Here is a 24,403-nt window from a genome sequence, read left to right on the forward strand (position 1 = left end):
GCCAGATAGCGGCCCGCCATACTGGTTATTCAGCTTCATCCAGCCAGACCAGCAAAATCGCTTCCAGAATTTTTTCACTAGAAGACTCGGGCTGATCATCAAAATCATCTAATTCACAAATCCATTGGTGCATATCGGTGAAACGCACCGTTTTCGGATCAACATCAGGATAACGATCATAGAGCGCCTCACCAATAGCGCGGCTATCCGCCCATTTCAGCCCCATACTTTTCTCCTGTTAATGTTCGCGCGCGTGGTTAATCGTGTACCGTGGAATTTCCACCACCAGATCTTCATCGGTGACCCGAGCCTGACAACCTAAACGACTTTCTGGTTCCAGCCCCCAGGCTTTATCCAGCATATCGTCTTCATCCTCGGTACTTTCCGGCAACGAATCAAATCCTTCACGGACAATGCAGTGACAAGTGGTACAGGCACAGGACTTTTCGCAGGCATGTTCAATTTCAATACCATTACGTAATGCAACGTCGAGAATGGTTTCACCACATTCTGCTTCCAAAACCGCCCCGTCTGGACATAAGTCCTGATGTGGCAGAAAAACAATCTTAGGCATACTTATACCCCATCCACGGAATGCCCGGCCAGCGCACGACGAATGGAAATATCCATCCTGCGGGCGGCAAATTCCTGGGTTTGTTGATCTAATATTTTAATGGCGATCTCAATTGCTGCCGCATCTATTCCCTCTACAACCTGTTGCAGGTGCTGGGTTGCGGCATCAATTGCTGTTTTTTCGTCTTCAGTGAGCAAATCGGCATCTGATGCCAACGCACTGTTCAGGCTTTCCAATACACGTGTTGCCTCTACTTTTTGCTCTGCCAGCATACGAGCACTGATATCGTCTTGTGCGTTCATCATGGAGTCTTTAATCATGTCGGCGATTTCATCATCACTCAATCCATAAGATGGTTTCACTTGAATAGAGGCTTCCACACCCGTTGATTTTTCCATCGCCGTTACACTCAACAACCCGTCTGCATCAACCTGAAATGTAACACGAATATGGGCCCCCCCTGCGGGCAATGGTGGGATACCTCGCAGCGTAAAGCGCCCCAGCGACCGGCAATCCTGCACTAACTCACGTTCACCTTGCAGAACGTGAATCATCATGGCGTTCTGACCATCCTTAAACGTGGTAAATTCCTGAGCACGAGCAACGGGGATCGTGGTGTTACGCGGAATAATTTTTTCCACCAGCCCCCCCATCGTTTCCAGACCGAGGGATAATGGGATGACATCCAGCAGCAGCATTTCGCTGTCAGGCTTGTTACCCACCAGAATATCAGCCTGAATAGCTGCGCCGATGGCCACGACTTTATCCGGATCGATAGAGGTAAGCGGTGTTCGACCAAAGAACTCACCCACTTGTTCACGCACCAGTGGTACACGGGTCGATCCCCCGACCATCACCACTTCCTGCACCTCATCGAGGCTGATCCCCGCGTCTCTCAGCGTACGACGGCAAGACAACAGCGTGCGCTTAACCCACGGCGCAATCAGCAGATTAAACTGTTTTCGCGTAATTTCACCCTGCCAACCAGCAATAGATACCGGAACAGCGTCCTTCTCGCTCAGAGCAATTTTGGCGTTAATCGCAGCATTGATCAGCGATTGCTGCAGATGATGATCGTCACGATTGGTTATACCAGCCTGTTCCCGCAGCCACTCCACCAGCAAATGGTCAAAATCATCACCGCCCAGTGCAGAATCACCACCAGTCGCCAGGACTTCGAACACACCGCGGCTTAGGCGCAGAATAGAGATATCAAACGTGCCACCGCCAAGGTCATAAACCGCGATAACACCTTCCTGTCCTGAGTCCAGACCATACGCAATGGCGGCAGCAGTAGGTTCATTAAGCAGACGCAGCACATGCAATCCTGCCAGACGAGCCGCATCTTTGGTGCCCTGACGCTGCGCGTCATCAAAATAAGCCGGCACGGTGATCACCACGCCATCTGGCGTGCCATCCAGCGCGACTTCCGCCCGCTGCGCCAGCGCGGATAAAATATCTGCCGATATCTGAACAGGATTTCGGTTGCCCGACGCCGTCTGAATCACGGGCAACCCGTTATCACTGGCGATAAAACGATAAGGAAGATGAGGATAACGTTGCTGAATATCAGCCAGTGAACGCCCCATCAATCGTTTGACCGAACTGATAGTGTTGACCGGATCATTGCCCGCCTGATTACGAGCATCCCAGCCGACCTGATGTCCTTGCGTATGGTAATACACAACCGAGGGCAGCAGTTCTCTACCTTCAGGATCAGGTAACGTTTGTGCCTCACCGCTGCGTACTGTCGCAACCAGAGAATGTGTAGTGCCTAAATCGATACCAACAGCCAAACGACGCTGATGTGGCGCCGTACTGAGTCCTGGCTCACTGATTTGTAATAAGGCCATATTGAGCTTCCATCAATTGGCTGGTGGGAAGATCGATAAACTTATGTCGCCTATTGATTGCCCACCGGGATTAACACTTATCGCTCCAGCAAATGTTCTTCAAGCTGTTCAACCGTCTGCTGAAGCTTGTCAAAGAACCGTAGTTTACGTACGGTGTCCGCTGCCACGGCCCAGGACTCGTCATCCAGTTCGCGTTGCATCTGTTCGCTACGTTGATGGATCATACCATTCAGGCGATCGGAGAACACCGACAACGCGATGTCTATATCTGATTGATGCTCGATAGCATCCAGTTCTTCGCGTAATTCCAGTTGTTCCATCAGAAACTCGGTATCCTGGAGCGTATGCTGTTCATTCATTAAATCGAAACCGTGCAAAGATAACATATACTCGGCACGTTTCAGCGGATGTTTCAGCGTCTGGTAGGCATCATTGATCGTTGCCGCCTGTTGTAACGACATCATGCGTTCCCGTTCGGGACTGGCGGCAAAACGGTCAGGATGGAACTGACGCTGCAGTTCCTGATACCGGGAAACAAGCAGGCTGCCATCCACGTTATAGCGAATCGGCAGCCCGAATAAAGTAAAGTAATCCATAGCGTACTCTGAGAGTTGGAGATACTAACGCTTGGGTGGCAACTCCGCAGAGCGGAGAAGCCACCAGAGATCGACCAATAACCCGCATGACGGTTAAACGTTAAAGCTTTCTCCGCAACCGCACTCGTTTGAAACGTTGGGATTATTGAATTTAAAACCTTCGTTCAGCCCTTCCTTGACGAAATCCAGTTCTGTACCATCAAGATAGACCAGACTTTTGCCATCGATAATGACCTTAACGCCTTTGTCTTCGAACACCACATCGTCAGCGTCCAGTTCATCAACAAATTCCAGTACATACGCCATACCAGAACAGCCGGATGTTCTCACACCCAGACGCAGGCCCAGACCCTTGCCCCGGTTTACCATAAAGGCATTAACACGCTGTGCAGCACTGTCGCTCAGGGTAATCGACATACAACAACCTCTAAATTTTAACTTATATTACAATTAGTTAGCGTCATGTTTACTTTTATAGTCTGCAATAGCCGCTTTAATAGCATCTTCAGCCAGAATAGAGCAGTGAATTTTTACTGGTGGTAATTCCAGTTCTTCAGCGATCTGGGTATTTTTAATCGCTTCTGCTTCACTAAGGCTTTTGCCTTTGACCCATTCGGTTACTAACGAACTGGAGGCAATAGCCGAGCCACAACCATAGGTTTTAAAGCGGGCGTCTTCAATGATACCGTCATTGTTGACTTTAATCTGCAACTTCATCACATCACCACAAGCTGGTGCTCCGACCATGCCGCTGCCGATATTCGGATCGGCGTTGTCAAAAGATCCGACATTGCGCGGGTTTTCGTAGTGATCGATTACTTTTTCGCTGTAAGCCATAATTTAGTCCTGATTCCTGCGAATTAATGTGCGGCCCATTCGATGCTGCTAATATCTACACCCTGCTTGAACATTTCCCACAATGGAGAAAGATCGCGCAGACGACCAATAGATTTACGAACCAGCTTGATGGTGTAGTCGATTTCTTCTTCAGTAGTGAAACGACCCAGCGAGAAGCGGATCGAACTATGCGCCAGTTCATCACTCAACCCCAGCGCACGTAATACATAAGACGGTTCCAGGCTGGCTGAGGTACAGGCGGAACCGGAAGAAACCGCCAGATCCTTGAGCGACATAATCAAGGACTCACCTTCCACATAGTTAAAGCTGACATTCAGGATATTCGGTGTTCCCTGCTCCAGATCGCCATTCAGATAAACTTCTTCCATATCTTTGATGCCATTCCATAGGCGATCACGTAGCGCTCGCAGACGAGCAGATTCCGTCGATATTTCTTCTTTGGCAATACGGTAAGCTTCACCCATACCAACGATCTGATGTACTGGCAACGTGCCGGAACGCATGCCGCGCTCGTGGCCGCCACCATGCATCTGCGCTTCAATGCGAATACGCGGTTTACGACGAACATACAGTGCGCCGATCCCTTTCGGGCCATAAATTTTGTGGCCGGAAAAAGACATCAGATCAACTTTCAACTGACTCAGATCGATAGGCAGTTTGCCGACACTTTGAGTAGCATCCACATGGAAAACGATACCACGGCTACGGCACATTTCACCGATAGTCGCAATATCCTGTACCACGCCGATTTCGTTATTAACATGCATAATGGAAACCAGAATGGTGTCATCACGCATGGCCGCTTCAAGCACGTTCAGGTCAATAATTCCGTTACGCTGAGGGGCCAGATAAGTCACTTCAAAACCTTCACGCTCTAGCTGACGGCAGGTATCCAGCACCGCTTTATGTTCAGTTTTGCTGGTAATGATATGCTTGCCTTTTTTCTGGTAGAAATTGGCAGCACCTTTGATAGCCAGATTATCGGATTCTGTCGCACCGGAAGTAAATACGATTTCACGCGGATCCGCGCCAACCAGCTCGGCAATCTGGTTACGGGCAATATCGACCGCCTCTTCTGCCTGCCAACCGAAACGGTGGGAACGGGAAGCCGGGTTGCCAAAAGTTCCGTCCAGGGTCAAAAACTGCATCATTTTTTCAGCTACACGCGGATCGGCTGGCGTTGTCGCTGAGTAGTCCAGATAAATAGGTAACTTCATTGCTCTTAAACTCCGTACATCACTTCAAAACGTGCAAAGCATCTTGTTTTATTTCAGGCGCGCAAATTAACGTTAATGGTGTCTTGTACGCGTCCGTTGGAGGTACGACGCGTATCTGCATCCTGACGATCCGCAACGTCCAGAATATCTTGGTTATTGACCAGCTCATCCAACGTAATGCTGTTAAGGAAATCGGTAATGCGATCACTCAAGTCACGCCACAAGGTATGCGTAAGACAGCGATCTCCCCCCTGGCAACCTTCACGTCCTTGACAGCGAGTGGCATCCACCGATTCATCCACGGCAGAAATCACCGACCCCACTGCAATGTCGCTGGCGCTTTTACCCAACAGATAACCACCACCCGGTCCGCGGACACTGGCCACCAGACCATGCTTACGCAGACGGGAAAACAGCTGTTCCAGGTAAGAAAGCGAAATTCCCTGACGCTCAGAAATATCAGCTAGTGGAACCGGGCCATCTTTTGAGTGCAGCGTCACATCAAGCATGGCGGTAACGGCATAACGGCCTTTGGATGTCAGTCTCATGTTTGTGGTACCCGTAGATGAACATGTATTATAGAAACATGTATGGTCAAAACATAACGCGAGTTTGACATTCCCGAGTGTTTTAGTCAACTATTTGTCCGGGTAAACCACTCAACTACTCTTCAGGACGCGTTTTGTTAATCGAACTCAAGATCCCACGCAGAATATTCAGTTCCTGACTTTCCGGCCTGGCTCGGGTAAACAGACGGCGTAATTTATTCATCACTTGTCCCTGGTGCGCCTGCCGAATAAATCCGGTTTGATGCAATGTCTGTTCCAGATGCTGATAAAAACGCTCCAGATCATCCGCTAGCGGATATGGGCTATCTTCATGAACCGGTTCTTTAACCAGAAGACTATCCAGATAAGCCACGCGGATTTCATACGCCAGAATCTGAACCGCCATTGCCAGATTCAGTGAGCTGTATTCAGGGTTCGCAGGGATAGCAACATGGTAATGGCATTTTTGCAGCTCGTCATTGGTTAAACCAACGCGCTCCCGACCAAAGACAATAGCAACTGGTGCATGTTTCGCTTCAGCGACGCTGCGAACACCACACTCTCTGGGTTCCAGCATTGGCCAGGGCAATGTTCGGGAACGGGCACTGGTTCCCACCACCAGACTACAGCCTTCTATTGCCTGACCCAGTGTATCGACAAGGGTCGCCTTACCAATCACATCGCTGGCACCCGCTGAAAGTGCTATGGCCTGTGAATCTGGTTTCACCAGCGGATTAACAAGATAGAGGTTACTTAGCCCCATTGTTTTCATTGCCCTGGCGGCCGACCCCATATTGCCAGTGTGAGAGGTTTCAACCAAAACAACACGAATATTTTGTAGCATACGGACTCTATAGTAGTGCAAAACGGAAAATCGGATTAGATTAACACAAACTTAGATATTCTTCCTTTCCTCTGCTATACTGCGCGCCGCTTCCTGTTCTTTAACATTCTTGTGGACGATACCATGCATCCGATGCTTAACATCGCCGTGCGCGCTGCGCGTAAAGGCGGTAACCTGATAGCTAAGAATTACGAAACACCCGATGCCATCGAGGCCAGTCAAAAAGGCAACAATGATTTTGTCACCAACGTTGATCGCGATGCAGAGAAACTGATCATCGACGTCATCCAGAAATCCTATCCCCAGCACACCATCATTAGTGAAGAGTGTGGGGAACTGGCCGGTGAGGATCAGGATGTACAATGGGTTATCGATCCCCTGGATGGCACCACCAATTTCATCAAACGTCTGCCGCATTTTGCGGTTTCCATCGCTGTACGCATTAAAGGCCGCACTGAAGTCGCTGTGGTTTATGATCCTATGCGCAACGAACTTTTTACGGCTGCTCGTGGTCAGGGTGCGCAATTGAACGGCTACCGTTTACGCAGCAGCAATGCCCGGGATCTGGACGGCACTATTCTGGCGACCGGTTTCCCATTTAAGCTCAAACAGCATAGCGCCAGCTATTTTCGTATCCTTGAAACACTGTTCAGTCAATGTGCTGATTTCCGCCGTACCGGCTCTGCCGCGCTAGATCTGGCTTATGTCGCAGCTGGTCGTGTTGATGGTTTCTTTGAAATTGGATTAAAACCCTGGGACTTCTCCGGCGGTGAACTGCTGGTGCGTGAAGCTGGCGGTGTCGTGACCGATTTTGTTGGCGGCCATAACTATCTCTCTTCCGGCAATCTTGTTGCAGGCAATCCACGAGTGGTTAAATCACTACTGTCGACCATTCGTGATAGCCTCAGTGACGCATTAAAGCGCTAATCTCTTCTCTTCATGCCAGCCACTGCTGGCATGATGTATCCCCGTTATTTCTCCTTACATCTCATCGCTATTGAATGAATGCCTGTTTTTATATGATAATAATTATTATAATCATTCCATTTGTGAGAGTAGGACGTTGGAAATAACCATGCTAAAAAAATCATTGCGCCATGCCTTGTTGGTCGCTGCATTCACCGCTTCTTTTGCCAGTTACGCCACACAATACCCCCTCACTATTTCCGACATTGCCGGACAAAAAGTCACTATAAAACAAGAACCCAAACGCATTGTGCTTCAGGATGGCCGCGATATCATGGCGCTGGCTCTATTGGACAGGAATAACCCCTTTACCCGCGTAGTTGCCTGGAATAACCTGCCCAAAAAACAGGACACGGCCACCTGGGAATTGTTGAAAGGGAAATGGCCGCAATCCAGCGCCATCCTGGATATGGGATTTAGTGATAAAGGTAACGTTGAGCTGGAAAGTATTCTGTCCAAACGGCCAGATTTGATGATTGCTCAACTGCGGGCCAAACCGGCACTGATGGAAAATGGCGTGCTCAACAAGCTCCACTCACTGCATATCCCAATTGTTTTTGTTGATTACGAAATTAACCCAGCCCAAAACACAGCGCCCAGCATTGACCTGTTAGGTAAGGTACTGAACAAAGAAGCCAACGCCAAAGCCTATACCGACTACTACCGTCAACAATTGACTGATATCCAAAAGAAAACGGCAACAATTCATCCTAAACCAAAGGTGTTTATCGAACCGATTGCCGGTAACAGTGATGCCTGCTGTTTTACCCATGCACATAATGGCTGGGGCGGATTGCTTGAAGCTATCGGTGCCGACAATATTGGTTCCGATATACTTCCGGGTGCAGCCGGTTTCGTTTCATTGGAAAAAGTGATCAGTGAAAAACCCGACACTTACATCATGACTGGATCCAAACGCGGTAACGGTACCAGCAGAATACTGCCATTTGGTTATGGCGCGACTCAATCAAGTATTACAACTCAGGCCGATATGTTGTTAAACCGTACCGGTATTCGTCAAATCCCAGCCGTTCAGGCCAAACACGTTTATGGTATTTATCATCAGTTTTATAACAATCCATACAATATTGTCGGTATGGAATATCTGGCAAAAGATGTCTATCCCAAACAATTTTCTTCACTGAACCCAGATGACACCTACCACTACATCGTGCGTCATTTTACCAACTTGCCTGACAGCAACTTTATCTTTACATGGAAATTGGCTGAGTAACCTTTCATGAGTGTAACTATCGAACCCAATATCAGCGGTATTCATACTGGCAACAGCGTGATAAATAGCTATCGACACATTATCCGTCACCGACTGATATTGCTGACGATTCTACTGGCAGCAATTATCGGATCACTATTGCTGGATTTTGTAATGGGACCATCAGGGCTCTCGCTTGACGTACTGTGGCAGACGCTGACCCATCCAGCTAACGCTGATGCCAGCACTCGGGTGATTGTCTGGGATATCCGTCTGCCATATGCGCTAATGGCCGTTACTGTTGGTTTGGCGCTGGGATTGGCTGGTGCGGAAATGCAAACTATTCTGAACAACCCGTTGGCCAGTCCATTCACTCTCGGCGTGTCTTCTGCCGCAGCATTTGGTGCGGCACTGGCAATTGTGCTAGGTATTGGTATTCCCGGCATTCCGACGCAATGGTTTATCTCCGCGAATGCGTTTCTGTTTGCCTTGTTGGCTGCCCTACTGCTTGATGGTGTTACTCGCTGGACACAGGTAGCCACATCCGGCGTAATATTATTCGGTATCGCCCTGGTGTTTACCTTTAATGCACTGGTTTCCATGCTGCAATTCGTCGCCAACGAAGATACCCTGCAAGGTCTGGTGTTCTGGACTATGGGCAGTCTGGCTCGATCATCCTGGCAAAAACTGGGCATTTTGCTACTGGCATTGGCCATTATCATGCCGCTTTCCATGATGAGTTCATGGAAACTGACCGCATTACGGCTGGGAGAAGACCGGGCGATCAGTTTTGGTATTAACGTCCGACGTCTGCGCCTTTCTGCGCTGCTGCGTATCAGTTTTCTGTCAGCACTGTCAGTCGCATTTGTTGGCCCTATTGGCTTTATTGGGCTGGTTGCTCCCCATATCGCCCGCATGGTTTTCGGTGAAGATCACCGTTTTTATTTGCCAGCCAGTGCACTGATCGGTGCGTTAGTGCTTTCCCTTGCTTCTATTGCTTCCAAGAATCTGCTCCCCGGGGCCATCATCCCCGTTGGGATCGTCACATCACTGGTAGGGGTTCCCTTCTTTCTGAGTATTATCCTGCGCCACCGGGGGAATGTATGAGTCAGCCACATAATGGGTTAGCCATTTCACATTTCCATGCAGGTTATCCGAAGCGTCCGGTTATTGCCGATCTGTCAGTTCCGTTACTCCCGCGGGGAAAAATCACTGTATTACTGGGGCCGAACGGCAGCGGTAAATCGACATTACTGCGCTCAATGGCGGGACTTAACCCGGCTAGCGGTGAACTACGGCTGGACGATGTTGACCTGATGCAATTGCCTTTTTCCCAACGGGCGGAAAAGGTTGTCTATCTACCACAATCGCTGCCTGCGGGGGTTCACCTGCATGTGCTGGAATCGGTTATTGTTGCACAGCGAGCTTCCGGTGGTCTGCATCATCATCCCGAGAATCACGATGAAGTCATGACCTTACTTAAACAGCTCGGTATTGAACATCTGGCACTGAGTTATCTCGACCAGCTATCCGGTGGGCAGAAACAACTGGTGGGCCTGGCGCAATCACTGGTCCGCCAGCCGTCGCTGCTATTACTGGATGAGCCACTCAGCGCGTTGGACCTTAACTATCAATTTCACGTGATGGATCTGGTGCGTCGGGAAACCCGTAGACGCAACATCATTACTGTGGTCGTAGTGCATGATATTAATATTGCATTGCGTCACGGCGACCATGCTCTGATGCTGAAAAACGGTAAACTGGTGGCTAGCGGGGAACCTTACGAGGTCATTAATGCTGAGAGTCTGGCCACCGTGTATGGTGTGCGGGGAAGAATTGAACGCTGCTCACAAGGCATTCCACAGGTTATGATTGACGGTCTGGTTTCAGCCCCCACTATTTAAAAGCCGTGTTAACCCCGTCAGTTTCACATTTTATTGGCGGGGAGAACTAACCAGCAAATGGACGGATCCCTCCCATCAATGCTGGCTGAGTAATAAGATAAAGCAACACCCCAGAGCCAACCAATACTACACCACCAGCCAGAGACAGCGTATACCAGACAATATGTTGCCAAATGACCGGTGTGTTATGACTGTTCAATTTTTCAACCCACCGTCGGCAATAAAATACCAATACCGCCAACACAGAGACGGTTAATGCTGTGCCCAACGCCATCGTCAGCGCAGAAGCAACCCCCCAGCCGAACACCCCGATCACTTTGGCAAACAGCAGCACCATAATTGCTCCGGAGCAAGGACGTAATCCCATGGACAGAATAACCAGTAAACGGGTACGCAAGCCGCTATCACGCTCCAGCTCTTCGGGGGTAGGCATATGACGATGCCCACAACCACAATGTGCATCATGATGATGCACCGGGGATACCGGCTGGCGGAGAATATTGTTGGGAGCACGTTCCGTCATGATTGACGTCACGCGTTGGATATGAAAGACCGGCCGATTCCGATAACCGGAAACCAGAACGCCGATGAGACCTTTGCCCGCACGCAGACAAAGCACGCACCCTAATCCGATCACCAGAATAAAGCTGCCTTTTTCCATCCAGAACGTACTGATATGTAGCGCATGACTGGAAAGCTGTAACACCGTGAGCACCAGCGTCACTAATACAATTGCAACCATACCTTGCAGCATCGCGGCAGCAAAAGTCAGTTGCAGGCTGTTTTTCAGTTTAGACGGATGCGTCGCCAGATAGGTAGCAATCACAACTTTGCCATGACCTGGCCCTACGGCATGCAGCACACCATACACCAGGCTGAATACCATCAGGCTCAGCCCCGCACGGTGTGGCTGAGCCTTCACCAGCTCCATCAGTTGGGACATCTGCTGATGCAGGGATTTTTGCCACACAACGCTTCTCATCAGGACCTCGGGCCAATAAACGAAAGCTTCGCGTAATCCTACCGTTAACAACAACAAAAACAGCACCAGCGGCCATAAATTGAGAAGCCATCTAAAACGGGAGATTGGGCGAATTGTTCCGGTCATATTCATTGACATTGCAGCGTTACCTGTTGGGCAAACTGTTTACCGAGCGAAACATCAGCCACCGGTTTACTACGTTTATCCAGTGACAGTGCATAGGCTTGTAGCGAGAGATTGGGTTTGGGTGTCCACAACGTGGTTTTACAATGTGATGCCAGTAATGGCGACACAGTAATAGCTTTTCCATCTTTATATGACATATCAACGAAGTAAGTAGGATCGTAGGTTGATATTTGCAACGGTTTACCGGCTAGTGGCTGCGGATGGGCAAGCGGTAGCACAAACTCCAGCACCGCCTGATTGCCTTTGCGGGAAAGACGGTACTCCGTCGGCACCGCAACATATTTCACTCGTTTACCATTGCGATACACATCGGTAAAATAGTGTTGCCCCAGCACATTCGCCATCACTTGGGCAGCCAACTTTTTCCAAACGACAGAGTCCTTGGTGGCATTTCCCGCATCGTACAGCAGATCGGCCGAAGTAATGGCATCCATCGTCCAGTTCATGCGCAATCCTGTGATGTACCCATCCTGACCTTCCACCGTGGTTTGCATATCAATAAAGCTGTGTGGATGTGCCAAAGCCTGCCGGGACAACAGCATCAACACGGCCATAAGCGCATATGTCATCCCACGAGATGTAAAATTAAACACATTACAATAGGACATCTTTATCCTGACAACGGCCTAATATCAATTTTCCCCTCCACGTTATGCCGCTTGTGGGCTAACCGAAGGGCGCAGAAAGAGTGGTGGAATCGCCAGCAACGCCATCACCCAGAAGGTTTTGCCGTGCAGATGTTCAAACAAAAAACCAGAAACCATGGTCATAATGGCAATACCACCGCCCATCGCCAACGCTGAATAGACTGCCTGCAAGCGCAGCACATCTCCCCCGTTACGGGCAGATATAAACCGCATTGCCGCCAAATGGCAAACCGTAAACGTACCACAATGTAAAATTTGTATCACAATCAACCAGGGCAACGCCACAGTAGCCCCCATCAACCCCCAGCGAATAACCCCGCAGATGGCAGACAGCAACAGAAGCTGACGGGATGACCAACGTCGGAACAGCTGATTATTCAGAGCAAAAATAACGATTTCCGCCACAACGCCCAATGCCCATAAATAACCGATAACCGAAGCTGAATAGCCCGCGTCTTGCCAGTAAATAACGCTAAATCCATAGTAAGCGGCATGAGCCCCTTGCAGCAGTGCTACACAAATCAGCAACCGCCAGACTGGCGGTTCAGTCAACAGTATTTTCCAGGGCGTCACCGCATCTGTCATTGTCGATTTTGCAGATGCCATCGGCATAATGCTGGGGCGTAGCATCATGCCCAACAGCATTGCCAGCAATCCGGCGCACAACACAACCAATATGGCTTGATGTCCCCATACGGAGACCAATTGACCGGTAACGGCCGAACCAATGACAAACGCAAGCGAACCCCAAAGACGAACCCGACCATAATCCATCGTCATCTGTTTTTGCCAGGTTGCGGCCAGTGCATCTGTTAATGGTACTAATGGTGCAAAAAACAGATTAAATCCGACCATCACCAACATCAGCCACAACCAGTCATTACCCAGCCAAAACCCAGTGACACATAGGCCCGTCAGCAATGCGAGTCGCCGTAACACGCTAACCAACCGTGATGGATCCCTTACGCTGGGAGTAATGAAGAGACTACCGAGAAAGCGGGCAACCAGTCCGGCCCCTAACAGCATGCCAATGGTTTCTGCCGACCATCCTTCGCCCTTCAGCCAGCCTCCCCAGAATGGCAAGAAAATGCCATAACAAAAAAAGTAGGTGAAATAACTTAATGCCAGCCAACGCGTTGATTGCAGAATCATGTCTCCTCCCATTTTGGCTGATTACTCTGGCAGAGTGCACCCTATCGTGCAATGGTGATACATAAGCGAAGGAGAGAACAAAAAACGCCAGCATCGCAGCTGGCGTTTTTCAGATAGCGACCGGGCAAACCCCCGGTATCAGAAGATTATGCGTAAACCGGGAAACGGGCGCAGATATCCAGAACTTTCTGTTTAGTACGTTCAATAACGGCTTCGTCATTGATGTTATCCAGTACATCACAGATCCAGCCAGCCAGTTCGCGAACTTCAGCTTCTTTGAAGCCACGACGGGTAGCGGCAGGCGTACCGATACGAACACCGGACGTCACAAATGGGCTCTTCGGATCGTTAGGTACGCTATTCTTGTTCACGGTGATATTAGCGCGACCTAGTGCGGCATCAGCCTCTTTACCGGTGATATTTTTACTCACCAGGTCCAGTAGGAACAGGTGATTATCTGTACCACCGGAGACCACGTTATAACCACGGGACAGCACAACTTCCACCATCGCTTTGGCATTCTTGGCCACCTGCTGCTGATAAACCCTGAACTCAGGCTCCATCGCTTCTTTCAGTGCTACCGCTTTACCAGCGATAACATGCATCAGCGGGCCGCCTTGTCCGCCCGGGAATACAGCAGAATTCAGCTTTTTATACAGATCTTCACTACCACCAAGAGCCAAAATCAGGCCACCACGCGGACCCGCCAGGGTTTTGTGCGTTGTAGTGGTAACAATGTGTGCATGCGGAACCGGGCTCGGGTAAACGCCAGCTGCCACTAAACCAGCCACATGAGCCATATCCACAAACAGATAAGCACCGATGCTGTCAGCGATTTCACGCATTTTCGCCCAATCAACAATACCAGAATAGGCAGAGAAACCACCGATGATCATTTTCGGCTGATGAGTACGCGCCAGCTCAGCCATTTCGTCGTAGTCAATTTTGCCATTGTCGTCGATACCATAAGGAATCACGTTATACAACTTACCAGACAGATTGACCGGCGAACCGTGGGTCAGATGACCGCCATGTGCCAGATTCATCCCCAAAATCGTATCGCCCGGTTGTAGTAACGCGGTATAAACAGCGAAGTTGGCTTGAGAACCGGAGTGTGGCTGAACATTGGCATAATCTGCACCGAACAACGCTTTTGCACGATCAATCGCCAGTTGTTCTACTACATCAACATACTCGCAACCACCGTAATAACGCTTTCCCGGATAACCTTCTGCATATTTATTGGTCAGCTGAGACCCTTGAGCCTGCATGACGCGGGGGCTGGTATAGTTTTCTGAAGCAATCAGTTCAATATGCTCTTCCTGACGCACCACTTCTTGCTGCATTGCTTGCCACAATTCGGCATCATAATCGGCAATGTTCATTTCACGCTTTAACATCCGCATCTCCTGACTCAGCTAACTTGCTATACGAAATCACCCTTTTGGGCACTGGTCTATAGTGTAAACCGTTTTAGACTGGTGAAGATAGGTCTTGACAGAGGTTTTTACGCAAACGATTAGCTACAGACAGCACAAGGCTTGTGACTGTTTTCCCGCTTCACTTTCAAACCGAGTTTTCCTCATTTTCAACCTGTGATTTTTTCATATTGTCACCCCTTTTATAAAATAAGGTCACCTTATCAGTGAACATTTACCGCGCTGCACGAGTTGATTAAAGCTCATTTAAAATACGTTAAAAGAGGCAACACTAACGAAGCATCACCCGGTTAGATAACCACCCACCGCGTGCTTTTATCATCGGTTAATGCAATAGATGTTCTCGTTACACTTATCCATCACGAATGCGTTGACCCACATAAAGTAATTTTAAGTAACAACAACGTCACCCACATCAGAATTTTCCTTTGATAAGCCGCTATGCGGCTTCTTTATTGTTCATAAAAAGAGAATGTTATTACATCCATTGTTACTTCTCGTTACCGGTATCAGTCACAGTTTAGTAACGCTGAACATAAGCCAAACCATAAAGCAGGTTTCGATCACAAAAAAAATTATTTCCATTAATAAAATATTATTTCATTTTATGTAAAAGATAATTTTAATTACGTGACTATATAAGGAAATTACCATGAACAACACGAGTATGACTTCCGTTTCTAAAATGAAAGCTACAGGATGTTCCTCTTTTTCCTGTGGCCTGCTTACCACTTCAAAACATTTGCTGGCTACCATGATCACAGCCGCCGTAATGGTATCAAGCGCAAATGCAGCCAGCGTTCTTACCAGCGAAGCCCTTACTACAGCGCCTTCCGCTGGTTGGGCATCTCAGAGTGGTTCTACCACCGGAGGTGCCAAAGCCAGTTCATCCAATATCTATACCGCCAAAAATATCTCTGAATTCAAAACCGCACTGTCAAAAGGCAGTACGGCCAAAATCATCCAGATTACCAGCCCAATTGATATCAGTGGGGGCACAGCCTACACCAGCTCATCAGATCAGAAATCCCGCAGCCAACTCAGCATCCCCTCCAATACCACTATCATCGGTATTGGCAGCAAAGGCAAATTCACCAATGGTTCGTTAATTATCAAAGGCGTCAGCAACGTTATCGTACGTAACATCTATATCCAAACGCCGATCGATATCGCGCCGAAATATGAAGATGGTGATGGCTGGAATGCTGAATGGGATGCCATGAACATTGATAACTCCGATCATGTATGGGTTGACCATGTCACTATTACTGATGGCAGCTTTACAGATGATCAATATACGACGAAAAACGGCGAAACCTATGTGCAGCACGATGGTTCACTGGATATCAAAAAAGGGGCCGACTACATCACCGTATCCAATAGCCGCTTTGAATTACACGACAAAACCATTCTGATTGGCCACAGCGATAGCAACGCCTCACAGGATAAGGGAAAACTGCACGTTACCTTCTTTAACAACGTGTTTGACCGTGTGACTGAGCGTACCCCACGCGTTCGCTTCGGGAATATCCATGCATTCAACAACGTCTATTTAGGGGACAAAAAACACGCAGTCTACCCTTATCTCTATAGCTTCGGCATCGGTACCAGTGGCAGTCTGCTTTCTGAAAAAAATGGATTTAATATCAGTAACCTCACTGATAAATGCAAGATTGTAAAAAACTTTAATGGCACCATTTTCTCAGATAAAGGTTCTATCTTTAACGGCAGCTCAGTCGAGCTGTCCAGCTGTGGATTCAGCGCCTACACATCGAAAATTCCTTACAGCTATACGGCGAAAACGATGACCACCAGTTTGATGACGACCATCAACAATAATGCCGGATACGGTAAATTATAAGCATGTACAACAGACGGCCACTGCCATCAGCGGCCGTTTTTTTATCCTGAACAACATAAGAGAAAAACAATAATCATGTTGAAACACGTTTCAGGTGAACAAATATTCCCTTTGCTTATCCTGGCCTGTAGCCATTTCGCTCAGGCAGACATACTCTCGTCTACAGCAATTCCAGTATCAGCCAGTCAGCAGAACCCGTTATCTTCCGAAGCCGTTTTCCCTACGACAACGCTAAAGCCGCATACCCGTCTCAGTGGAATGGTTGCACATCGCAACATGATTTATCCGGCTACCGTCACTATCAAAGATCAGCAAGGAAAAATCCGCCAGGTGAGGACAAATAATCGCGGGCGTTACCACGCAGACGTTTCTGATATGTTGGCGCCATTACGACTGTCTGCCATTGAAACGGGAGGGGAAAATTGTTTACTGAGTAACAAACCACGAGCAATCTGCCTGAGCGCATTGGTGCCCATTCCCATTGAAGGTCAGGAAAATATCATTAATATCAATCCACTGACTGATCGCATTGCTTCAGATGTCGCTACCGCTACGGGGTATATCGGGCCACAGCAACTTATTGATGATGCCATCTTGCCAGCGCTCAAAACCAGCGCATGGGAAAGTGCCTATTTAGCATTTCATAACGGATTTGATAACGCACTAAAACAGGCAGGTATTACCGCACCAGAACAGTTTGACCCGCTGAAATACACAGCAGATCAACGCCAGGCAGTAAAACGAGTTCTGCAAGTGATTAATCATGCCCGTAACTACCACAACAATACCGGACAAGCCGGACATACCGTATTAACCGATATTGCCTTCCGCCCGATTGTTGGCCTCAACGCGCAGGGTAGCTATGAACCTCTGGATTACACTTTCGCACACCAGCGGCTCGATGCACTCAAAAAAGCCAGCGTGCGAATCTTTATTGTCGGTGACTCCACTGCGGCCACTTATGAGAAGGCGCGCTTTCCACGTATGGGATGGGGACAGGTATTTGAACAACAATTTCGTCCCGCCAGCAACGTTAAGGTTGTCAATGGTGCCCGTTCAGGCCGTAGCTCTCGTGATTTTTATAATGAAGACTGGTTCCGGCAGATGGAACCGTTCATGCGGCGCGGCGATTACATGTTCATCAATATGGGACATAACGATCAGAACTGTAACGGCAGCAAAGCAGTTCGTGGCATAGCTGATGTCGAGAACTTGTGCACTTATCCCAATAACGCGGCCGGCAAACTGCAATACCCCGCAGGGAAACCCGATATGTCGTTCCAGATGTCACTAAAGCGCTATATCCGCTATGCACAGCAACATCACATGACGCCAGTTCTACTGACACCGACGACACGAGTAAAAAATGCGGCAGGCAAAAGTGGTACGCCAGTCGTTCACAACCATTTTACTCGTCAAAACGCCGCTGACGGATATGCCTTCGTTGGGGATTACAGCCAAACGATCAAAGATACCGCCAAAGATACTCAAATCCCGCTATTAGATATAGAAACAGCAACCATTGCGTTAGCCAATCGGCATGATGGCACGCAGTGGCAGCAATACTGGCTGGCCGTTGATCCGATTCTCTACCCCTATTATCAGGATCAAAGCGGTAGTCTAAGCAAACCCGACACAACCCACTTCCAACAGAGGGGCGCTATAGCAATATCCACCATGGTGGCAGATGCCATACGTCATACGCCGGAACTGCACACGCTGGCAGAAAAGCTTGTTCATAACGCTCGGTAATGATGCGGTTTCTGCCCGTTGTTTCCCGCGGAGGAAGAACTCTTGAACTCTGAACACACTAACTCATAAGGAATTTTTTATGCTGAAAACAACCTGTGGTACGTTAGCACTAGCGCTCCTGATTGCAGCCCCCTGGCACACTGTAGAGGCTGCTCAATCGTATAATGCAGTAGTGTCTACTGCACCGGGAGACAGCAAAACGTTTAAGACCATCGCGGATGCCATTGCCAGCGCCCCGGCAGATAACACCTCATTTGTGATTTATATTAAAAATGGCCTTTACCACGAACGCCTGACTATCACTCGCGCCAACCTGCATCTAAAAGGTCAAAGTCGGGACGGAACCATTATCGCCGCCACAACCGCCGCAGGGACACTGAAATCAGATGGGACTAAATCGGGAACATCCGGCAGCAGCACCGTGAAAGTCAATGCCAACGATTTCAGCGCGCAATCACTGACTATTCGCAACGATTTTGATTTCCCGGCCAACCAGGCTAAAAGTGACAGCGATAGCACGAAAATCACCAGCACTCAGGCCGTAGCGCTGTATGTCACGGCTAATAGTGATCGAGCCTATTTCAAAGATGTCAGCCTGATAAGCTATCAGGATACGCTATACGTATCTGGTGTACGTAGCTTCTTCTCCGATTGTCGAATCAGCGGTACGGTGGATTTCATTTTTGGCAGTGGGACTGCCTTGTTTGATAATTGCGACCTGGTTGCTCGCAACCGTCTGGATGTCAAAAGCGGCAATGTCTATGGTTATCTGACCGCCCCCAGTACTAATATTAACAAGAAATACGGACTGATTTTCACAAATAGCCGGGTTATAAAAGAAAGTGATGCCATTCCGACCCAAAGCTACGGCCTAGGTCGCCCGTGGCACCCCACGACTACGTTTTCTGATGGTCGCTACGCTGATCCTAATGCGATCGGGCAAACCGTGTTTATTAACACCAGCATGGATGACCATATTTATGGCTGGGATAAAATGTCCGGTAAAGACATAAATGGCAATACCATTTGGTTTTATCCGGAGGATTCACGCTTCTTCGAATATAAATCCTATGGAGCCGGGGCAGAAAAGAGCGATCAGCGTCGCCAACTGAGTAATGCGGAAGCGGCTGAGTATACACAATTGAAAGTGCTTGATGGTTGGGTACCTACGCTGCCGTAGCCGCAGCGTCATACCATTTCAAAACAGAAAGCCAGCCACGAAGACTGGCTTTTACAAACGAGGAAAACTGCAGGCTTTCAGATCGCTTCCTCGTCTTCTTCTCCGGTGCGAATACGCACGACACGTGCAACATCAAAGACAAAGATTTTACCATCCCCAATCTTGCCGGTTTGTGCCGTCTGCATAATGGTTTCCACGCAGGTATCCACAATATCGTCGGCCACCACAATCTCTATTTTTACTTTTGGTAAAAAATCAACCATGTATTCAGCCCCACGATAAAGTTCGGTATGGCCTTTCTGACGACCGAACCCTTTGATTTCTGTTACCGTCATGCCAGTAATGCCTACTTCAGCCAGTGCCTCACGTACATCGTCCAGCTTGAATGGTTTGATAATTGCGTCAATTTTTTTCATGATGAAACCTTACTTAATAGTAACTTTACAGCGGCTAGCGCCAGGCAGTAGTGAATAGACAGACTGCGACACACGCGATTAAAATAGTTTACAGTCAATTAACATTATTCTTTAAAATCACTGGCGTCCAGTTCATGACGTGCCAACAACTTATAGAACTCGGTCCGGTTACGCCCAGCCATTCTGGCAGCCTGTGTAACATTTCCTTTGGCAATTTGCAGCAGTTTACGCAAGTAATTCAGCTCAAACTGATGACGGGCCTCTACAAACGTCGGCAGTGCGGTATTTTCACCTTCAAGCGCCTGCTGCACCAGCACTTCACTGATAACCGGCGCGCTGGTCAATGCAACGCACTGTTCTATCACGTTTACCAGTTGCCGCACATTACCCGGCCAACTAGCCGTCATCAGCCGCTTCATCGCATCAGTAGAAAAACTGCGTACAAACGGTTTATGCCGGGTTGCCGTTTCCTTTAATAACTGATTGGCCAGTAAAGGGATATCTTCGGCACGCTCATTCAGCGTCGGGATTTTCATATTCACCACATTCAGACGATAGTAGAGATCCTCACGAAACTCCCCTTTTTCCATCTCTTTTGGTAAATCACGATGCGTAGCTGAAATAATTCGTACATCGATATCCAGGTCGTGATTACTGCCCAACGGACGAACCTTACGCTCCTGCAAAACGCGTAACAGTTTAACCTGTAATGACAACGGCATATCGCCAATTTCATCCAGAAACAACGTACCACCTTCCGCCGCGCGGAAAAGCCCTTCGCGCTGACTCACCGCACCGGTAAATGCACCTTTGGCATGACCAAATAATTCCGACTCCAGTAAAGCCTCAGGTAATGCACCGCAGTTAATGGCAACAAATGCTCTTTTAGCCCGGGGACTGGCAGCATGAATAGCTCGTGCCAATACCTCTTTCCCGGTCCCGCTCTGTCCGTTAATCAGCACACTGACATCAGATTGGGCGACCATTTTGGCTTGTTCAAGTAAACGCAACATCAATGGACTGCGCGTTACTACCGTTTTCCGCCAGCTGTCATCACCTACGGGTGCTGACAAAGCCAGCGCTTCATCAATAGCCTTATATAATGCATCCCGATCAACGGGCTTGGTCAAAAAGCTGAAGACGCCCTGCTGCGTTGCAGCAACGGCATCAGGAATGGAACCATGTGCCGTCAAGATGATTACCGGCATACTGGGCTGATTTTTCTGGATCTCTGCAAACAATGCCAGCCCATCCATTTCATCCATCAATAAATCGCTGATAACCAGATCGATTTTTTCACGCACCAACAACCTCAGTGCTTCCTGCCCACTGGTAGCCGTAATTACACTAAATCCTTCGCTGGTCAGACGCATGCCAAGTAATTTCAATAAACTGGGATCATCGTCTACCAGCAGTAGGTTAGCAGCTTTCCGTGTCGTCATTCGTCTCCGGCCCCTTTTTTAACTGCCTTTTCTGTTCCTGGCTGCACTGGGGAAATCACTTGATGTTCATCGCCATCCGAGAGCGTACCAGATGTCTGCTTACGTGACGAAAGCTGGCGCTCAATGTCAGTCAGGCTTTCCAGTTTACGGGTCGTTGTTTCAAGTTGATATTGCAACTGAGCCTGCTGCTCATGTAATTCACCGATCTGTTTGTCACTGACATCCTGTATCCGCTGAGCACGCAACTGCTCATCCGCCAACGAAATCCTCAGGTTCTGTTTATCACTCCAGATTTGCAGCAAAGGAAGTACTGCTGGCGGCACGTACTGTCGGTTACTATTAATATGTTCGAGAATTTGACGTTGTTCCGCTGGAGAAGCATCGGCGTTATCCAGCAGAATGCCCTGTTTGAACGTCACGGCCCAGTCTTGTCCCGTCAACAGTAGTGACGCTTCCCGGGCCTGAATCGGCGTTAATTGCCCAGCACAGTCCATCACACGCAGCCAGTACAAGGCATTATTCATCGCCTCCTGGCTGTCAACTCGCCAAAGATGGACACACGGGACATTATGATAATCTGCTACCTGCTCTTTAGGGGGAGTATCTATCACATCATGAGTGTCAGTGCGGTGAATAACGTTATCGGTGCAACCCACCAGCGACAAAAGGAGAAGCAGCATCGGACGCTTAAATACATGGCCCGGCGATGCTGACAACAAAACAGCAGGACGCAGTTGGGACACAGAATAAACAGGCCGTGCATTCATAGCTAACTCTCAGCAGTTAATGGTAACTCAATACGGAAACAGACGTCAGCGTAGTCAACCGTAACCAAATTCAGTTCACCATGCATACGACGGATACAATCCTGAGCAATGCTTAAGCCTAGACCACTACCTTTTACCGCACCTTTACGTTGATGGACGCCCTGATAAAAAGGTTCGAAAATCATGTTTTGCTCTGCACAGGGAATCGGCGTACCGCTATTGGCAACATCGATTTGGATACGTTGTCCTACCTGACGGCTATAAACCCAAATGTTACCGGATTCCTGTCCATAGTGCACCGCATTGGAATAGAGATTATCAATCACCCGCATCAGTAATGTCGTTTCAGCTCGGCAATGCGTGACATCCAATGCAACCTGCGTTTGCATCATTTTGGCCCGTGCTGGCAAACTGTGAGCGGACACAACCATGTCGACGATGTCGTCTACATCGACTAACTCAAACTCCATCGGAGCATCAGCCAGTTTACGGTTATAGTCCAACAATTGTTCAATTAGCTCGAGCAAATGCCGACTACTGCTGTCCAGAATGGTCACAACTTCTTTTTGATCGTCCGTCAATGGTCCCACGACTTCGTCTGCCAGCAATTCTGTCCCTTCACGCAAACTGGCCAGCGGAGTTTTTAACTCATGGGAAATATGGCGCAAAAACTCGTGTCGTTGAGCTTCTAACCATGACAGTCGTTCACTCAGCCAGATAATCCGCTGCGCCAATGAGCGAATTTCCCGCGGCCCTTTAAAGGTACTGGTATTCCCAAGCGAACGCCCTTCGCCCAGCCGGTTAATCATCCGTTCAACACCTTTTACTGGCCCAATGATCATACGGGTAAACAACACCACCAGCAGCAGGCTGACCAGGAACAGCAACAGCGACTGCCAGCCAAAAAATCGGCCACGTTCCGCAATCGCCTGCTGTAACTGCTGACCACGGGAAAAGACGACGTCTCTGGTGGCCTGAACCATTTGTGCATTGGTGTGGGAAAATGTTTCCAGCAAAGCCGATGCGGTCGACTCTGGGCCACCGTTTTGGCAACGAATGTCTGCAAGTTGCGTTAGATACTGACGTAAATTCTGGTAATAGCTGGGATCAGGCAGAATAGACGCGTGAACATCAAGCATCTGGGCATAGTGCTTACGCTGGTTTTGATACAAATCAGCCAGGGTTTGATCATCAAGAACACAATATTGACGGTAGCTACGCTCCATTGCCAAGGCTACTCTAGACATCGCTTCACTGCGGCGGATATCAGCCAGCATGGTACGGTTCATTCCCGCCGCCTGCTCACTGAGCGTATCAAGACTGTTATAAGCCTGATACGCCAATACCAGCAGCGGCAAAAGCACCAGCAGAAAAGCCATAATAACCAGTTGCCGCAGAGAACGCGGGAATAAACGCCATCGTTTCAAGGAAATCATCTCGTTACCTTTCAATCCGTTCAGATGCTAACTGACTCAGATAAAAGTTCAATGTTTTCGCCATCGCGGTGCGTAACGGCTCGCAATAACGATGTGATTATCAGAGAAATACCATCGGAAATGGGATGTTCATGTAACAGAACAGCATTCACATGATGATAAAAAAGAAAACCCGGTCCAGCATAATTGCCTGACCGGGTTGGAAATAGGTGGTGCCTCACTCAACGTGTCGCCCGATGTTTGATAAAGTTCGCTTGCACGTACAGTTATCGCTGAGGTGGACGATAGGCACCTTTTCTTTTGGCGTCATTCTGGATGTTATGAGCGAAAATATGCTAGTTGGCAATGCAGTCATAACCAGTTGAATGAGCAGCTGATGATTAAATGCATCAATCATGCCAAGCACTAAAGATGGAACACAATACATTGAATAATAATAACAAATAAAAATACGCCACGAGAAAATATGGAATAACACTAACAATCATCAGTATTTGCTGACGATAACTTGTTGTTCCGTCTCCAGAAGGAGACACTCTTGAGCGTTATTAAATTAATTATTATAAATCA

At 48.5% G+C, this 24,403-nt stretch carries 24 protein-coding genes; 7 read left to right on the forward strand and 17 right to left on the reverse strand.

The features are described 5' to 3' along the window. Positions 1–25: 25 nt before the first annotated feature. The 9 genes from iscX to trmJ form a co-directional block, all read right to left on the reverse strand. Positions 26–226, reverse strand: coding sequence for a Fe-S cluster assembly protein IscX (gene iscX / locus PCO85_16505; protein ID WJV52806.1), 201 nt, complete (start codon positions 224–226; stop codon positions 26–28). A gap of 12 nt (positions 227–238) precedes the next feature. Further along, the gene (fdx, locus tag PCO85_16510; protein WJV52807.1) at positions 239–574 is read right to left on the reverse strand and encodes an ISC system 2Fe-2S type ferredoxin; all 336 of its coding nucleotides are present in this window, start codon (positions 572–574) and stop codon (positions 239–241) included. 2 nt (positions 575–576) lie between these two features. Next, positions 577–2,427, reverse strand: a complete 1,851-nt coding sequence (gene hscA, locus PCO85_16515) for a Fe-S protein assembly chaperone HscA (GenBank protein ID WJV52808.1) — start codon at positions 2,425–2,427, stop codon at positions 577–579. Positions 2,428–2,504: 77 nt separating this feature from the next. Further along, positions 2,505–3,023 carry a co-chaperone HscB gene (gene hscB / locus PCO85_16520; protein WJV52809.1) on the reverse strand — a complete coding sequence of 173 codons (519 nt, stop codon included), beginning with the start codon at positions 3,021–3,023 and terminating at the stop codon, positions 2,505–2,507. 93 nt (positions 3,024–3,116) lie between these two features. After that, positions 3,117–3,440 carry an iron-sulfur cluster assembly protein IscA gene (gene iscA / locus PCO85_16525; GenBank protein WJV52810.1) on the reverse strand — a complete coding sequence of 108 codons (324 nt, stop codon included), beginning with the start codon at positions 3,438–3,440 and terminating at the stop codon, positions 3,117–3,119. Positions 3,441–3,473: 33 nt separating this feature from the next. After that, on the reverse strand, positions 3,474–3,860 hold the full coding sequence (gene iscU / locus PCO85_16530) for a Fe-S cluster assembly scaffold IscU (protein ID WJV52811.1): 387 nt from the start codon (positions 3,858–3,860) through the stop codon (positions 3,474–3,476). A 23-nt stretch (positions 3,861–3,883) separates the two neighbouring features. Next, positions 3,884–5,098 carry an IscS subfamily cysteine desulfurase gene (locus PCO85_16535; GenBank protein ID WJV52812.1) on the reverse strand — a complete coding sequence of 405 codons (1,215 nt, stop codon included), beginning with the start codon at positions 5,096–5,098 and terminating at the stop codon, positions 3,884–3,886. Positions 5,099–5,151: 53 nt separating this feature from the next. After that, positions 5,152–5,646, reverse strand: coding sequence for a Fe-S cluster assembly transcriptional regulator IscR (gene iscR / locus PCO85_16540; protein WJV52813.1), 495 nt, complete (start codon positions 5,644–5,646; stop codon positions 5,152–5,154). Positions 5,647–5,761: 115 nt separating this feature from the next. Continuing rightward, the gene (trmJ, locus tag PCO85_16545; protein WJV52814.1) at positions 5,762–6,490 is read right to left on the reverse strand and encodes a tRNA (cytosine(32)/uridine(32)-2'-O)-methyltransferase TrmJ; all 729 of its coding nucleotides are present in this window, start codon (positions 6,488–6,490) and stop codon (positions 5,762–5,764) included. 123 nt (positions 6,491–6,613) lie between these two features. Between trmJ and suhB the strand changes: the two genes are divergently transcribed. The 4 genes from suhB (at position 6,614) to PCO85_16565 (ending at position 10,573) form a co-directional block, all read left to right on the forward strand. Beyond that, positions 6,614–7,417, forward strand: coding sequence for an inositol-1-monophosphatase (gene suhB / locus PCO85_16550; protein ID WJV52815.1), 804 nt, complete (start codon positions 6,614–6,616; stop codon positions 7,415–7,417). A gap of 148 nt (positions 7,418–7,565) precedes the next feature. Beyond that, the gene (locus tag PCO85_16555) at positions 7,566–8,690 is read left to right on the forward strand and encodes an ABC transporter substrate-binding protein (GenBank protein WJV52816.1); all 1,125 of its coding nucleotides are present in this window, start codon (positions 7,566–7,568) and stop codon (positions 8,688–8,690) included. A gap of 6 nt (positions 8,691–8,696) precedes the next feature. After that, a complete protein-coding gene (locus tag PCO85_16560) occupies positions 8,697–9,776 on the forward strand; it encodes an iron ABC transporter permease (protein WJV52817.1) in 1,080 nt (359 codons plus the stop codon). Beyond that, positions 9,773–10,573, forward strand: coding sequence for an ABC transporter ATP-binding protein (locus PCO85_16565; GenBank protein WJV52818.1), 801 nt, complete (start codon positions 9,773–9,775; stop codon positions 10,571–10,573). The genes PCO85_16560 and PCO85_16565 overlap by 4 nt, the downstream gene beginning before the upstream one ends. 46 nt (positions 10,574–10,619) lie before the next feature. On the opposite strand, the gene PCO85_16570 is transcribed toward PCO85_16565, so the two are convergent. The 4 genes from PCO85_16570 to glyA all read right to left on the reverse strand — a co-directional run bounded on the left by PCO85_16570 (position 10,620) and on the right by glyA (position 14,940). Next, a complete protein-coding gene (locus PCO85_16570) occupies positions 10,620–11,693 on the reverse strand; it encodes a nickel/cobalt transporter (protein ID WJV52819.1) in 1,074 nt (357 codons plus the stop codon). Continuing rightward, positions 11,684–12,310 (reverse strand): DUF1007 family protein, encoded by a 627-nt coding sequence (locus PCO85_16575; GenBank protein WJV56115.1) that lies wholly within the window; start codon positions 12,308–12,310, stop codon positions 11,684–11,686. The genes PCO85_16570 and PCO85_16575 overlap by 10 nt, the downstream gene beginning before the upstream one ends. Before the next feature lie 81 nt (positions 12,311–12,391). Next, the gene (locus PCO85_16580) at positions 12,392–13,540 is read right to left on the reverse strand and encodes a 3-phenylpropionate MFS transporter (GenBank protein WJV52820.1); all 1,149 of its coding nucleotides are present in this window, start codon (positions 13,538–13,540) and stop codon (positions 12,392–12,394) included. Positions 13,541–13,686: 146 nt separating this feature from the next. Continuing rightward, positions 13,687–14,940: a serine hydroxymethyltransferase gene (glyA, locus tag PCO85_16585; GenBank protein WJV52821.1), complete on the reverse strand. Its 1,254-nt coding sequence runs from the start codon at positions 14,938–14,940 to the stop codon at positions 13,687–13,689. A gap of 691 nt (positions 14,941–15,631) precedes the next feature. Between glyA and PCO85_16590 the strand changes: the two genes are divergently transcribed. The 3 genes from PCO85_16590 (at position 15,632) to PCO85_16600 (ending at position 19,772) form a co-directional block, all read left to right on the forward strand. Then, positions 15,632–16,840 carry a polysaccharide lyase gene (locus tag PCO85_16590; GenBank protein ID WJV52822.1) on the forward strand — a complete coding sequence of 403 codons (1,209 nt, stop codon included), beginning with the start codon at positions 15,632–15,634 and terminating at the stop codon, positions 16,838–16,840. Positions 16,841–16,915: 75 nt separating this feature from the next. Then, a complete protein-coding gene (locus tag PCO85_16595) occupies positions 16,916–18,592 on the forward strand; it encodes a GDSL-type esterase/lipase family protein (protein WJV52823.1) in 1,677 nt (558 codons plus the stop codon). 79 nt (positions 18,593–18,671) lie between these two features. After that, positions 18,672–19,772, forward strand: coding sequence for a pectinesterase family protein (locus tag PCO85_16600; protein WJV52824.1), 1,101 nt, complete (start codon positions 18,672–18,674; stop codon positions 19,770–19,772). Positions 19,773–19,849: 77 nt separating this feature from the next. On the opposite strand, the gene glnB is transcribed toward PCO85_16600, so the two are convergent. From glnB to PCO85_16620, 4 genes are all read right to left on the reverse strand, one after another. After that, positions 19,850–20,188 (reverse strand): nitrogen regulatory protein P-II, encoded by a 339-nt coding sequence (gene glnB / locus PCO85_16605; protein ID WJV52825.1) that lies wholly within the window; start codon positions 20,186–20,188, stop codon positions 19,850–19,852. A 104-nt stretch (positions 20,189–20,292) separates the two neighbouring features. Next, positions 20,293–21,630 (reverse strand): two-component system response regulator GlrR, encoded by a 1,338-nt coding sequence (gene glrR / locus PCO85_16610; GenBank protein ID WJV52826.1) that lies wholly within the window; start codon positions 21,628–21,630, stop codon positions 20,293–20,295. After that, positions 21,627–22,397 (reverse strand): two-component system QseEF-associated lipoprotein QseG, encoded by a 771-nt coding sequence (qseG, locus tag PCO85_16615; GenBank protein WJV52827.1) that lies wholly within the window; start codon positions 22,395–22,397, stop codon positions 21,627–21,629. Before qseG ends, glrR begins: the two co-directional genes overlap by 4 nt. A 2-nt stretch (positions 22,398–22,399) precedes the next feature. Further along, a complete protein-coding gene (locus PCO85_16620) occupies positions 22,400–23,833 on the reverse strand; it encodes a HAMP domain-containing sensor histidine kinase (GenBank protein WJV52828.1) in 1,434 nt (477 codons plus the stop codon). Between the last annotated feature and the right edge of the window lie 570 nt (positions 23,834–24,403).

The sequence above is a fragment of the Prodigiosinella aquatilis genome, from assembly GCA_030388725.1.
Taxonomy (GTDB): Bacteria; Pseudomonadota; Gammaproteobacteria; order Enterobacterales; family Enterobacteriaceae; genus Prodigiosinella; species Prodigiosinella aquatilis.